11 protein-coding genes, 1 rRNA gene and 1 pseudogene are annotated in these 13,707 nt (G+C 38.4%); 7 read left to right on the top strand and 6 right to left on the bottom strand.

Translation table 11 applies throughout. From position 1 onward, the window contains the following. The first annotated feature begins 9 nt into the window (after positions 1 to 9). Together rrf and ACYQ73_RS27500 are read left to right on the top strand one after the other, a co-directional pair. Positions 10 to 125: ribosomal RNA gene (gene rrf / locus ACYQ73_RS27505) — 5S ribosomal RNA — on the top strand. A gap of 256 nt (positions 126 to 381) precedes the next feature. Further along, the gene (locus ACYQ73_RS27500; protein ID WP_460015363.1) at positions 382 to 498 is read left to right on the top strand and encodes an S-layer homology domain-containing protein; all 117 of its coding nucleotides are present in this window, start codon (positions 382 to 384) and stop codon (positions 496 to 498) included. Positions 499 to 700: 202 nt separating this feature from the next. On the opposite strand, the gene ACYQ73_RS27495 is transcribed toward ACYQ73_RS27500, so the two are convergent. Beyond that, complete coding sequence (locus ACYQ73_RS27495; RefSeq protein WP_460015362.1) at positions 701 to 1,123, bottom strand: SMI1/KNR4 family protein; 423 nt, start codon at positions 1,121 to 1,123, stop codon at positions 701 to 703. Positions 1,124 to 1,446: 323 nt separating this feature from the next. On the opposite strand from ACYQ73_RS27495, the gene ACYQ73_RS27490 reads away from it, so the two are divergent. After that, complete coding sequence (locus tag ACYQ73_RS27490; RefSeq protein WP_460015361.1) at positions 1,447 to 2,262, top strand: tyrosine-type recombinase/integrase; 816 nt, start codon at positions 1,447 to 1,449, stop codon at positions 2,260 to 2,262. 634 nt (positions 2,263 to 2,896) lie between these two features. Here ACYQ73_RS27490 and ACYQ73_RS27485 read toward each other — a convergent pair. Next, the gene (locus ACYQ73_RS27485; RefSeq protein ID WP_460015360.1) at positions 2,897 to 3,472 is read right to left on the bottom strand and encodes a TetR/AcrR family transcriptional regulator; all 576 of its coding nucleotides are present in this window, start codon (positions 3,470 to 3,472) and stop codon (positions 2,897 to 2,899) included. Between the two features lie 145 nt (positions 3,473 to 3,617). Between ACYQ73_RS27485 and ACYQ73_RS27480 the strand changes: the two are divergent. After that, positions 3,618 to 5,092 (top strand): annotated as a pseudogene (locus ACYQ73_RS27480) (MDR family MFS transporter). 497 nt (positions 5,093 to 5,589) lie between these two features. On the opposite strand, the gene helD reads toward ACYQ73_RS27480, so the two are convergent. Beyond that, a complete protein-coding gene (gene helD, locus ACYQ73_RS27475) occupies positions 5,590 to 7,827 on the bottom strand; it encodes an RNA polymerase recycling motor HelD (protein WP_460015359.1) in 2,238 nt (745 codons plus the stop codon). Between the two features lie 172 nt (positions 7,828 to 7,999). On the opposite strand from helD, the gene ACYQ73_RS27470 reads away from it, so the two are divergent. Then, positions 8,000 to 8,716, top strand: coding sequence for a glycerophosphodiester phosphodiesterase (locus tag ACYQ73_RS27470; protein WP_460015358.1), 717 nt, complete (start codon positions 8,000 to 8,002; stop codon positions 8,714 to 8,716). Here the strand turns inward: ACYQ73_RS27470 and ACYQ73_RS27465 are convergent. Together ACYQ73_RS27465 and ACYQ73_RS27460 are read right to left on the bottom strand one after the other, a co-directional pair. Beyond that, positions 8,676 to 8,849 (bottom strand): hypothetical protein, encoded by a 174-nt coding sequence (locus tag ACYQ73_RS27465; protein WP_460015357.1) that lies wholly within the window; start codon positions 8,847 to 8,849, stop codon positions 8,676 to 8,678. The two genes, ACYQ73_RS27470 and ACYQ73_RS27465, sit on opposite strands and share 41 nt — an antisense overlap. A 689-nt stretch (positions 8,850 to 9,538) precedes the next feature. Next, positions 9,539 to 10,561 carry a DUF2804 domain-containing protein gene (locus ACYQ73_RS27460; protein WP_460015364.1) on the bottom strand — a complete coding sequence of 341 codons (1,023 nt, stop codon included), beginning with the start codon at positions 10,559 to 10,561 and terminating at the stop codon, positions 9,539 to 9,541. A 183-nt stretch (positions 10,562 to 10,744) separates the two neighbouring features. On the opposite strand from ACYQ73_RS27460, the gene ACYQ73_RS27455 reads away from it, so the two are divergent. Both ACYQ73_RS27455 and ACYQ73_RS27450 read left to right on the top strand, forming a co-directional pair. Further along, positions 10,745 to 11,239 (top strand): amidase domain-containing protein, encoded by a 495-nt coding sequence (locus ACYQ73_RS27455; protein ID WP_460015356.1) that lies wholly within the window; start codon positions 10,745 to 10,747, stop codon positions 11,237 to 11,239. Between the two features lie 330 nt (positions 11,240 to 11,569). Next, positions 11,570 to 12,142 carry a nitroreductase family protein gene (locus tag ACYQ73_RS27450; protein ID WP_460015355.1) on the top strand — a complete coding sequence of 191 codons (573 nt, stop codon included), beginning with the start codon at positions 11,570 to 11,572 and terminating at the stop codon, positions 12,140 to 12,142. A 46-nt stretch (positions 12,143 to 12,188) separates the two neighbouring features. Here ACYQ73_RS27450 and ACYQ73_RS27445 read toward each other — a convergent pair whose 3' ends face one another. Further along, positions 12,189 to 13,571 carry a dipeptidase gene (locus ACYQ73_RS27445; RefSeq protein ID WP_460015354.1) on the bottom strand — a complete coding sequence of 461 codons (1,383 nt, stop codon included), beginning with the start codon at positions 13,569 to 13,571 and terminating at the stop codon, positions 12,189 to 12,191. Positions 13,572 to 13,707 lie beyond the last annotated feature (136 nt).

Here is a 13,707-nt window from a genome sequence, read left to right as displayed (position 1 = left end):
CGAAAATAGTCTAGTGATGATGGCAAAGAGGTCACACCCGTTCCCATACCGAACACGGAAGTTAAGCTCTTTAGCGCCGATGGTAGTTGGGGGCTTCCCCCTGTGAGAGTAGGACGTCGCTAGGCACCTGAAAAAGTCGAGGATTTATTCCTCGGCTTTTTTTCTGTGAAAATAAATAATCTCTCGGCCTATGAATATTCTAAAAATAGATGGAGAATCTCTACCTAGTTTAAAATGCCAATACGAAAGGAAAGGTATCTGACCGGGGTAACTTCGATTAAATCTATTTTAGGTAGACTAACTTATTTGTGGTTCTTTGTATGGTTCCTTGATGAATTTTTCTATGTGCGCTTGGCATTTGTAGGAACTATAGGATGACGAGTGGCTCTAGCAGACCATAACATTGCACTAGGCGATGAAAACGGTAATTTTAGACCAAACGAAAACTTAACACGCGCACAATTTACAGCGCTTATGTACAGTTATAAGTCACCATGAAGGGAGAAATATCGTAATTTGATACATCTCGTTTTCGATTTTAAATAAGTAAAAAGAAAGGCTGTTTTCTAAAAGATAAAAACAGAGTTAATCTACAAAATGTGTAGAATCAACTCTGTTTTTAGGTTTGATATTTCGAAAATCGAATATTTAACTAAAGCACCCGTTAACGCAATAAGAAAGATACATCAATAGTCTATTCTTATTCGTCCCAAAATTCATTATCTATTGCATTTTCTATCTCATCTAAGAAAAACTCATAAAAATTAGGCTTAGAAAGATAGATGGCAGATTCAAATGGACTCCAGTTCATAATCGGACATTCTCCATCTTTTAGCTTACTTGTATCCAAACAATAACCATATTCATCACACCAATGGATCATAACAAACCCAATCGGCATTGAAGAAAAACGTTGTTTATAAGAGAGCATCATTTCACAGTCACTAAATTCAAAACCCTTTCCTCCACCACCATATTCAACTAAAAACCATATATAACTTTCTGGAAATGTAACCCCTAATAATTTTTCCGTTTTCTCTATTTCATCATAATTTATGCTTCCAAAAAAGTTCTTCCTCTGGTCATATTGATTAATAAGTTTATTTATTTTTAATTTATACAATTTTATTTAACCTTTCACGATTCCTTAATATTAATACATTCTTGATGTTCTTTAATTTATTTGTATTTCCTTCTTCAACTAACCTGAACCGTTAGTAAAAAAGCGTCCTCACTTGTTGGAGAAACGCCACCGTTCCTATTTCATTCCATAGAATACTTTACCTATCAAATCTTAACATTGTATTGCCTTAGTTTTTACATGTAATTTTTTCCTCTTTCAACTAACCTGCCCCTATGTCTAGAATTCTATTAAGTTGGCAATAATCCCTTTTATATTACTATTTTAGGGGGAATGGAATTGTTACTGTTTCAAAAGCATGGACTTTGTTTGAAGCTGATAAACGAATAGAGGGCTTTTCGCCACAAACGCTGAAGGCCTACCGGTTACAATCTTTTCTATTAATTGGTTATTTTAAGGATATAGAGATGGAATTGCTTAACACCAATCACCTGAAGGAATATCTTGCTATATCCGGCAAGCACTTAAAACCAGCCAGTCTTGCACACCGTATCCGCTTTATGAAATCATTTTTTCGTTGGTCTCATGAAGAAGGATACCTGAGTAAGAATCCAACTTCCAAAATTAAAGAACCGAAAGTAGGAAAGCGGATACCCAAGTATTTAACCGAACGGGAGATTGAACACCTCCGTGAATCCTGTCATTCCGCAATGGAAAAAGCAATTTTCGAAATCATGTTTTCTACTGGTTGCCGAATTGGAGAAATAGTTGCGTTAGAAAAGAACCATATTAATTGGTCCAATCAATCCGCAATCGTTAGAGGAAAGGGTGATAAGGAAAGGGAGGTTTATTTTAATACGCGTTGTGACATATGGCTTAAACGTTTTATTGAAAGCCTTACTGACAATAATCCTGCCATCTTTGTGACAGTAAGGCAGCCACATAAAATGAGTGTTGCCCAAATGCGATACATCATCAAGCGGATATCAAATCGTGCTGAAATCAATAAAGAAATTCATCCACACCAACTTAGACACAGCTATGCAACTCATTTGTTGAACAATGGAGCACCCATAGAAGTCATACAAAGTCTTATGGGGCATGAGAGAAGCGAAACAACTAGGATCTACGCTCAATTAAGTGGGAGACTAAGGAAAGAGTATTATCAGAAGTACTTTTAAATGTAAAAGGAGCAATGTCTTAAAAGACTTTGCTCCTCTTGACAAAAGCACCCCGTTAGTTCAGTTAGCAGATAGATATTTATTGAAAGTTATTAATAGTTAATTGAAAAAACCCAAACATATTCGGTAATATAAAGATCAAAAATAGCCCTGTAAACGAGAAGGTTATAAATCTTTTTCTATCTATACCAACTCTTAATTCCCAGAGTCCCAGACATACTAAATACAAACCTAACAGCATACTAATCATTGGTAACATTACTAAATAAATATTCATTTCATTTTCTCCTTTTAATGATTATGTTTTATATGTATCTCTTTGAACTGACATAGTCCCTTTACTTTAATACGATTGGCAAGAATAGGAGTTCCAATTTTAAGTAAATTATCCATTTGAAATTACAAAATCTTAAACTAAACTGCCCCGTTAGCCATCCATGTAGCGCAAAACCCGCGCTACACCACAGAAAATGAAAGATGACCACGTTCTTTCATGGGAGTTGAAGAGCAACAATCTTTACGAAAACAGCCAAAAGAAAAGAGGCTTTACACTATTATTTACTAGGATAGAGCAGGGTGAGGAGTGATATGCTATCATTCCTCACTTATTCTATTCCGTCAAAAACCTCTCTATCTATTCCTTCTCAAATTGAAAAATATCTTGATTGATCATTGCATGAAAGTAGCTATCCATTTCTTTTGCCGAAACATCTTTTCTATTTTGTAACCACCATGTACTTAATGTTGTAATGACACCTGAGTGGAATTCGATAATCAACTCAGATGGTATCGTATGATTTTTACAAATTCGTTGTAATTCCTCATTTTCTTGTTTCTTCATTTCACGAGTTTGATAAGTCATAAAGTTGATAAACTGTTCATCATCCATTTGCGACTCTATTATTTTCCCAATCTCTTTATGACGTAAGAATTGTTCTGTCACTTGAAATGGCTTCGTTAATCGATCTAAAAGTGGTACTGTCAATGCTTCTTCTTGAGTTTGTTTAAGTCCAAATGCCAATAATGCATTTTTATCCTCAAAATGTTGATAAAATGTTGTTCGGTGTACCATTGCACGATCACAAATTTGATTAATAGTAATGGCACTATATTTCTGTTTTGGTTGGGTCATTAATTCAAATAAAGCTTCCCACAATAATTTATGTGTACGTCTAATACGTAAATCCAGCTGTTTCTCATTACTTTTCATCTACACTTCTCCTATTTTGTAGTTTATTTATACAACTGTTGAAAATTGATTCTGCCCATTTAATCTACGAATGTATATTATATTACATGTGATCTTTTGTATACACATGTATTGATAGTCAAGACGGCAGGAGGAAAGTTAATAAATGAATATGACGACTACGAGTTCTACAAGTAGCAAAGTTGATCTTTCTACTATTAGACATAAGCCAATAATAATCGCATTAATGTTAGGTGCGATGGTCGCGCTTTTAAACGAAACATTACTTGGTAATGCTTTAACTGTACTAATGAGAGAGTTTGATGTAACAGCTTCAACCATTCAATGGCTTTCTACAGCTTACATGTTAGTTGTGGGCGTTTTAGTACCGATTACAGCATTACTTCAACAATGGCTCACAACAAGACAAATGTTCTTAACCGCCATGATTACATTTTTAGTCGGTACATTGATTGCTGGGGTTGCACCGACGTTTGCTATTTTATTAATCGGTCGTATTGTCCAAGCAATCGCCACTGGATTAATTTCGCCATTACTAATGAATACAATTTTAATAATTTGTCCACCTGAAAAACGTGGTGCCACAATGGGCTTAATCGCACTTGTGATGATGTCTGCTCCAGCAATTGGCCCGACATTATCGGGAATCATCGTTGATTCTCTTGGTTGGCGCTGGTTATTTTACCTTGTTATACCTATAGCCATATTTCGATTTTAATTGGAATGAAGTATCTTCAAAATGTCTCTGAGATAACACGACCAAAAGTGGATTATGTATCAATTCTTTTATCGACATTAGGTTTCGGCGGTATTGTGTATAGCTTTAGTTCTTCAGGTGATTTAGGATGGTCAGATCCGAAAGTTTATGTCACTTTAATGATTGGGGTTATAGCGTTAGTCATTTTTATTGTTCGTCAATTAAAAATAGATCATCCAATTTTAGACCTACGCGCCTTTAAATTTCCAATGTTTACTTTATCAGTTGGGTTAATATTCATCGTCATGATGTCCTTGTTCTCAACGATGACATTATTACCGATGTTCTTACAAATGGTTTTACTTGTTACAGCCTTTAAATCAGGGCTCATCATGCTACCAGGAAGTATTATTAGCGGCATCATGGGGCCGGTTGCAGGTATACTATTTGATAAATTAAGTCCAAAGATTATTATCATACCAGGTATTGGGCTAGTAGCCTTTGCAATGTGGTTGTTCAGTGGTATTAACGCAGAAACAACATTACTACAAATTATTTTGATGCATAGCGTATTAATGGTTGGACTCATGTTTGTCATGACAGTACAAACATATGGATTAAATCAACTGACACCAGAGCTTTATCCACACGGTACAGCAATCTTTAATACGTTATCGCAAGTAGCCGGCGCAATTGGAACAGCAATATTTATATCGAAAATGACAACAGGTACAACGAAGTATATGGAAAGCTCAGAAAATCCAATGGAACCAGTTGAAAAGTTAAATGGCTTAACATCTGGTTTCCAAGGGGCATTTACGCTTGGGTTAGTCTTTATAATTGTTGCCCTCGTTGTATCATTTTTCTTAAAAGGACAGAAAAAGAAAGTAAAAGCCACTCAGCTCTTATACAAGAAAAATTAAAAGGTAGTAAATTTTGTATACCGAGCACTCGGTTTAAGTGAAAAAGGGAGATGTATCGTATGTTTGATACATCTCTCTTTCTGTTTTTAGATCAGTGTAAAGAAAATAGCTACAATTCTAATTATTGGTAAAAAATACTGGAAGTCCCAAAGGTGATTGTGTAAGCTATTATTAGGAAACCTTTTATCATAAATTTGTAACTATCTTCATATAGTAATAGCAAGCCTATGAAAGGAGTCGTTATCATGCGCATGCCGGCACTACCTAAAAAGAAGTCTCCTCCAAGGGAAGCACCAAGGTCATGGTGGAAAGTTGTAAAAGCGTACTTATCCAGAGGGAGGTTTTACCGTTTGCCACCTCGGAATCGATAAATCAGATTTAAATGTTCGATGCAAAAAAGTCGCTTTAATAGCGACTTTTTTATCTTCTTTCAGCAGGGGTTTGATTGTAGCAAAGCGACAGCGGTAGCTACAATTACACCAAGGCGAAAATATTTATTATATCTGTTCATTTTCTAATAGAAATGTATTTTTTGTTGGGCCAATTAAATAAAGCTCATGCATGGCTCGAGTGAGTGCCACATAAAGTAGCTTGCGATCAACCTTCGTATCGTAGAAAGGTGTATCGAAGGCAGCTACGATCACAGCATCAAATTCAAGGCCCTTTGCTAAGTGACTCGGAACAACTAGCAATAATTCCTGATTGATGGACTCATTTTCAGTTAGAAGCTGAGAAGCAATTTTTTTGTCCTTTAATGCTTGCTGCATTGTTTTTGCCTCTGCAGTCGTCTTGCAAATTAAAGCAACGGAATGATGTCCATTGGCTCGAATGCTTTCAAAAATTTCTTTAATTTGCAGGGCATCAAATGATGGAGCCTGTATATAGGTAGGGTCATTGCCATGACGAACTACTGGCTCTACTAATGGAAGCTGTTCATCCATTTGTGCTAAAACCTTGTTCGCAACCTCCATAATTTCAATGGTTGTTCGATAGCTTTTTTGCAGTGTTCTAAAGCTTGCTCTAGGAAATAGATTTTGGACAGGTTCCCAGGCAGTAAGGGAACGATAGCTGTGAATTCCTTGTGCTAAATCACCGACCATCGTAAACATATCTGTTTCAAGCCCAGTCTTTAAAGCAGCGAGTTGAAATAAACTATAGTCCTGTACTTCATCGATGAAAACGACTCGCATTTTCCATTCATCTGGAATGCCCTTTATACGAGCTTGTAAATAATACAGTGCCGCTAAATCTTCAAGCACCCATTGTTCTTTAGTATGTGCCTGTAAAAATTGCTGTTGCTCAAGATAATGCCATTCTGGAGCAAGCTCTGCTAAAAGCTCAGCATTTGTTAGAAGCGTACGATAGAGAGTTTTGATGTTATGTTTAGCAAAGCGTCGCATATAAACTGTTGCTGTTGATTTTGCCTCTTTCTCAACAGCAGGAATACGTTCATCACGCTCATCAATAAACTTCGTGACAACACGACGTCGTTTGTCATCATCACGAAATCCATCAAGTGCTCTGCCAAGTGCTTCATCATATTTTTTATGAAGTGTATTTAAAATAGCCTGTTTCTTTTGACGGACATGGCTTGCAAGCACTTTTTTAATATGTGCAAGTCGTTTTTCAATCGGCATATAAGAAAATTCATATAAAAATAGCTTCTTTAAATGCGAGGCACGCATAATGCAATATTTTTCAATGTAAACATCCTCAAATTGGTTGGCAATTTCCTGCTCAATCTTTTGAACGTATCGTTCTATTACATCACGGTAATAAAGCGAGCCCTTCATTTCAGATATCCAAGAAGCTACCTGTTGGGGTTCTCCGGCAACAAGAGATTCTAACTGTTCATTAGGGTTTTGAAGTTTCAATTTTAGCTTTGTCGCAGCTAGAACGTAATCGGTAAAGGTAGTTTGGCAAATTTTATCGACACCTAGCTCTGGTAAAACATCACCAATATAATCGATAAATAACTTATTCGGTGCTAATATCATAAGCTGCTCAGGGTTAAAATGCTCGCCCATCGTGTAGAGGAAGTAAGATATTCGGTGTAGGGCAATTGTTGTTTTTCCACTACCAGCAGCACCCTGTACGATAATAGGCTGACGAAGATGTGCCCGTATAATTTCGTTTTGCTCCTTTTGAATAGTGGAGACGATTTCTGTTAAACGCACATCTGCTTTTCCAGCTAACGCTTCTTGCAGTAATTCATCGTTTGTTGTTAAATCAATATCCCGTATATCGAGCAATTCACCATCATTAATTTTATATTGGCGTTTGGCAAATAGATGTCCCTTATGGATTTCTCCACGAACATCATATTCCATATCCCCAAGGCGACCATCATAATAGACGTTTGCTACCGGTGAACGCCAATCGACTATTATAGGCTCATGAGTTTCTCGATGAAACAAAGACGTTTTTCCGATATAAAGAAACTCTTCAGGATCACCTGTCTTTTGAAAATGAATTCGGGCAAAGTATGGCTTTTTTTGAATAGCCTCTAAGCCTTCCTTTTGGTTTCGAGCCATTTCAAAGAAACGAGCGTTTGCTAAAATATTAATATAGCCCAAACTAGAATCTAAATAATCAAGATCTGCCATCGACTTACGAATATTCTCCTGAGCAGATTGCAAACCTCTTTGTGACTCATTTAAAATTTGCTGCATGTAATTTTTAGTGTAAGCTAGCCGCTCCACTTCAGCCTGAAAATCTGGATGTTGTGCAGTCATTTTTTAGCACCTCCTAAGTACTTACATTTTCAAGTAGATTCTCATACTACTATATATAATATTTACCATCAAGTGAAATTGTAATAGGCTTATTAAGGGAGAAGAGAAATCGAAATTTAATAGCACACCTGTTAACGAGTTGAGAGGTGAGCGAAATAGGAGGTTATCGAATTTGGATATTTTTGCGCATAGAGGCGTTTCGGCACATTACCCAGAAAACACTATGGCTGCTTTTGTGGCCGCATCAAAGCTTCCGATTACAGGAATTGAACTAGATGTTCATTTAACAGCGGATAGGGAGTTAGTCGTTATTCATGATGAAACGATCGATCGTACATCTAACGGCTCTGGCTACGTAAAGGATTATACGCTACAAGAGCTCCGTGCATTTGATTATGGTTCATGGTTTTCTTCTAAATTTGAAGAGGAGAGAATACCAACACTAGGAGACGTTTTAGAGCTATTTGCGGGCACAAATCACCGTATTAATATTGAGCTCAAAACCGATATATTTCCGTATAACGGGATAGAAGCACTTGTGATTAAGGAGGTAGCTGCATTTCAAATGACAGAGAGAGTAATTATCTCCTCCTTCAATCATGAATCTATTCAAATCGTCGCACAAAGAGCACCATACATTGAAAAAGCAGCGCTGTTTGCGGAAATTTTAGTTGATTTTAACGGCTATACAGCACAGATTCCGGCAGATGCTATACATGTCAGCCTACCTACAGCATTTCGGAGATCCATTCAAGAAGCTCTTAATGAAGGAGCAACTGTCCGTGTCTATACAGTTAATGATGTCGAGAACGCAAAGCAATTACAGCAGCTCGGTGTACAGGCAATATTTACAGATGATCCGGAAAAGATAGTGTCGGGATTGATATAGGAAAAGGAGCGACGGAAAGAGCTGTCAAAGCGACTGAAAGAATCATTAGAGCGACGGAAAGAAAAGCCGAAGCGACGGATAGGAAGTCGAGAGTGACGGAAAGAATCATCAGAGCGACGGAAAGAAGAGCCAAGGTGACGGATAGGAATCAGAGCGACGGAAAGAAAAGCCGAAGCGACGGAAAGGGCGGTCAGAGCGACGGAAAGAATAGCCGAAGTGACGGATAGAATGGCCAGAGCGACGGAAAGAATAGTCGAAGCGACGGATGGAAATAAGAGCGACGGAAAGAAAAGCCGAAGCGACGGATAGAACGGTCAGAGCGACGGAAAGAAGAGCCGAAGTGACGGATGGAGATCAGAGCGACGGAAAGAAGAGCCGAAGCGACGGATGGAAATCAGAGCGACGGAAAGAATGGTCAAAGCGACGGATAGGAAGTCGAGAGTGACGGATAGAACGGTCAGAGCGACGGAAAGAAAAGCCGAAGTGACGGATAGGAATCAGAGCGACGGAAAGAAAAGCCGAAGTGACGGATAGGATTCAGAGCGACGGAAAGAAGAGCCGAAGCGACGGATAGAACGGTCAGAGCGACGGAAAGAATAGTCGAAGCGACGGATGGAAATAAGAGCGACGGAAAGAAAAGCCGAAGCGACGGATAGGAATCAGAGCAACGGAAAGAAAAGCCGAAGTGACGGATAAAACCGCTGAATCTCTAGAAAAATCACCATTTAAGGGGTTTTTAGGATTTAACGCGCTGAGAGTGTGCGAAACAGTGCGTTAAATCCTAGTATGAGAAAAATATAGCAAGCAATTAAATTTTTGTTTTTACCACTTTACGCGGTTATCTTCGATACTGCCTAGCATTTGTTTGATGACAAGTGTTTCGCCATTGTCTAGTAATACGGAGCCGTCGTAGTAGCCAAACATTTGATGTACTTCAGATTTTATGAGACCAGCTTTTGTGACGGATACACGCTCGTAAAATGGGGAGAATGTTAATGAAACTTGGTTAGTGAATTTAGTTTTAATTTTCCATCGTTGCATTAAATCGTCTTGATTATAATTGAACAGTACATCCTCATGTATTTTTGTCATTTTACCTTCAACGAAAACAGCATTTTCGGTCATGCCAGTGCCGTCTGTCCATTTACCACCTAAATTGAGTCCGATTCGTCTACCTCGAACTCGCTGTGAGGCCATTCCCCATTGCCATGTGGATTGACGAGGCCAAACGCCACGACTGTATTCTAGGACAGAGAAATTTTCCTCAGGAGAAAACATAAAGCGGCGATTACCAATTGTCACAAAACCAGAAGTAGGGAGTATATGATGCTTACCTGTAAATTGGAATGTTTTACGGTTCCAAGGGATGACTACATTCAATGACTCATCTGTAGGCGGATGCTGAATGACAATCTTTGCACGTAAAACATCTCCATCGAAGTCTGGGATTGAAACGGATAGATGTGTTTCATTTTGTACATATGTCATATCAATCATCATGTCGCTATTTTTGAAGGATACTGAATCTAGCACTTGCGTAGGCATTTTTAACTTTCCACCTAATGGAATTGTAATTGTTTTTTCAAAGTAGCGCTGTGTTTCATATTCAAGGAAATAGACGAAGCAGACCGCTGCGTAGTCTAGATGGCTGATAGTAGCTGAGAAGATGATCTCATCGCCGTAGACACACCAATAATTCCATTTCTTTTTGCGCATGATATGGCCACTTAAATTGCTGTTTATGAGAGGTTTACGAGCAAATCCGATGGCAGCTGGATTTAAATTACCTTTTTTATCGCATAAAAGAGTAGGTTGTATAATTTCTTTCTCAGCATGCTGCTTCAATTTCAACATCCCTTCTGATTCATAAAATAAAAATCTATAATTCCTTACCCTTATTGTAGCAAAAACTATCTCAAAATTGGCAAAGATAGTACCAATTAAGACCACATTCGACATTTTTATGAATAAGGACCTAGCTAATAGAAGCCCCTCATTATACATATGTTGAACATAAGGAGGGGAAGCGTGGCAAAAATGTATAACAGACAGGCCGCTGTACAGTATGCGAACTTGTGGTGGAACAGGCGTAATCCAGCATTTCCGAATTTTACTGTTGATTGTACGAACTATATATCTCAATGTTTACTTGCTGGGGGAGCACCAATGCGAGGTGCTCCAAACAGAGGGAAAGGTTGGTGGGTTCAACATGGAAATTGGAGCTTTAGCTGGTCTGTTGCACATTCCCTTAGATGGTATTTGGAAGGTTCTACAACGGGGTTGAAGGGTAAGCGTGTACAATCTGCCGAAGAATTAGAACTTGGAGATATTATTTTTTATGATTTCCAAGGGGATGGAAGAGTTGATCATTCCGTAATTGTGACTAGTATCCAAAATGGTGTTCCATATGTTAGCGCACACACTTCAGATAGTATTAATCGACCGTATTTTTATGAAGATTCAACGGCTTATACGCCAAGCATGATTTATTATTATATTCATATAGAAGATAGTTTTTCTTAAGGTGAAGCAGTGTTAAAGCTCATCATTTTGTGATAATGTGAAGGATAGAAGATATCAATTTCGCCTTGGCGTAATTGCGTCCGAATTTTGAATTGTGCTCGCACAATTCAAAATTCGTGACATCCGCCGGAGGCTTTATCTTCATTCAGTAGGTGTGGCACAAAAAAAGGAACTATAACCACCTTCAGTGGAGGGAGTCTTCTGTACCTGTCGCTTTGCTTTCGGTACAAGAGAGATTTGTAACTGCCGTTTCACTTACGTTACATAAAGCATTTGCTGAATGAAGATAAATCTTAATTATTGTAGTGTTATAGAAGGAGCTAAGAGTATATGAGCGAACAATTTTTATCTGTTAGGGACGCGATTATTGAGCGTCGTTCTATTAAAAAGTTTAATGGACAGCCGGTGGATCGTGAAGATTTATTGGCTATTATTGACGATGCAGTGTGGGCACCAAATCATGGAAATCGAGAGCCTTGGCGTTTAGTCGTTGCATGTGGTAAGGAGTTAGATGGTCTTCATAATTTATTGCGTGATCTAGCGATACCGAAATGGCAGGAGCTTTCAAGTGAAGATTTAGCGAAGCAAATGACGAAATTCACATTACCAGGTGGTTACGCTTTTGTCATCGTTCCAGAGGATGCTCGACAAAAAGAGCGTTTAGAAGATTTTGGAGCGGCAAGTATTTTTATTCAAAATATTCAATTGCTTGCTTGGGATAGAGGAATCGGATCATGCTGGAAAACACCTGGGTTCCTGGATAACCCAAAATTCCGTGAAGCTCTAAAGGTTCAGCCGGGTGAGCGCGTGATCGCGATGCTACAGGTTGGCTATTTTGATGAAGTACCAAAAGGGAAAGAACGTAAAAAATCAGCAGATATCGTTACGATTTTTGGAGAATAACATTGCAAAAATCCCCTCGTTATTTTTAACGAGGGGATTTACTTTTTTACTTTTGTAATTCAGCTACCTCGAATAAATAATCGCTTAAAACGCGTAATCCTTTATCGAAGTTTTCTAAATGGAAGTGTTCATTTGGTGCATGGAAGTTTTCGCTTGATAAGCCGAAGCCCATTAGCACTACTGGCAATTCTAAAATTTCATCAAAGGCAGCCACGATAGGGATTGATCCTCCTCCACGTGTGTAAGCAGTTGGCACATTATATACTTTTTCGTATGAGCGACCAGCAGCTTGGATAAATGGATGATCGAATGGTGTTAAGAATGGACGACCTTTATCGAATTCAGAGATTGTCACTTCAACGCCAGTTGGCTTATGTTTTTCAATATGTGCTTTTAATAGTGCTACAATTTCATCAGGCTCTTGATTTGGCACAAGACGGCATGTGATTTTTGCACCAGCCTCAGCAGGAAGCACTGTTTTAATACCTTCGCCAGAGAAGCCACCAAACACACCATTAACCTCTAATGTTGGGCGTGCCCAAGTACGTTCTAAATAGGAATAACCAGCTTCACCGAATAATTCCTTCACGCCAACTTCTTCCTTCACTGATTCTTCATCGAAACCAAGTGCACGGTAAGCTTCGCGTTCCTCTTCAGATAATGGTAAAACTTTATCGTAGAAGCCCTCAACTTGAATTGTGCCATGCTCATCGCGGAAGGATGCTAAAATGTCAGCTAAAGCATGAATGGCGTTTTGTACACCGCCACCGTAAAGACCAGAGTGAAGGTCACCTTTTGCACCACGAACATCAATTTGAACCCCCGTTAAGCCGCGTAACCCATAGCATACAGCAGGCTTACCAGGACCATATAAACCTGTATCAGAAATTAAAATTAAGTCAGCAGCTAGTTTCTCTTTATGCTCTACAACATAGGCAGGAAGGTTAGGACTACCAATCTCTTCTTCACCTTCATAGATAAATTTCACGTTCACTGGTAAAGTGCCAGTTGTCGCAAATAATGCTTCAATCATTTTTAAGTGCATAAACACTTGCCCTTTATCGTCACTAGCACCACGAGCGAATAGTTTGTTATCTCGGATTGTCGGGTTGAATGGCTCCGTTTCCCATAAATTTAATGGGTCAACCGGTTGTACATCATAATGACCGTAAAATAGAATAGTTGGTTTATCCTCTGCGTGTAACCAATCCGCATAAACAACAGGGTGACCTGCAGTTTGCGTAATAGAGATGTTCTCAAGATTTAGCTTTTTAAAAGTGTTCGCTAGCCACTCAGCAGCATTTTGGATATCTCCTTTATGCTCTGATAAAGAACTAATACTTGGAATACGTAAAAATTCATTTAATTCATTTAAATGTGCTTCGCGATGTTCTGAGAAATACGCATCTAATTGCTGTAAATTTGTCATCTAGCATCCCTCTTTTCTAATATTTCGATAATAGAAATAGTATAGCATAATGTGGTTGGGGAATCTTGTTATAGCAATGGTTCCTGCCATATTCGCTAATGATTAGCCCCGTTGCCTGTAAAGTTGGTTGAAAAAC

This window comes from Lysinibacillus sp. CTST325 (assembly GCF_054665055.1).
This window is presented reverse-complemented; position numbering and strand designations above follow the sequence as displayed.

Coding starts and splice junctions, on each gene's coding strand:
- helD (WP_460015359.1), bottom strand. CDS start 7,827: ATGACTGCACAACATCCAGATTTTCAGGCTGAAGTGGAGCGGCTAGCT.
- ACYQ73_RS27485 (WP_460015360.1), bottom strand. CDS start 3,472: ATGAAAAGTAATGAGAAACAGCTGGATTTACGTATTAGACGTACACAT.
- ACYQ73_RS27450 (WP_460015355.1), top strand. CDS start 11,570: ATGAGCGAACAATTTTTATCTGTTAGGGACGCGATTATTGAGCGTCGT.
- ACYQ73_RS27445 (WP_460015354.1), bottom strand. CDS start 13,571: ATGACAAATTTACAGCAATTAGATGCGTATTTCTCAGAACATCGCGAA.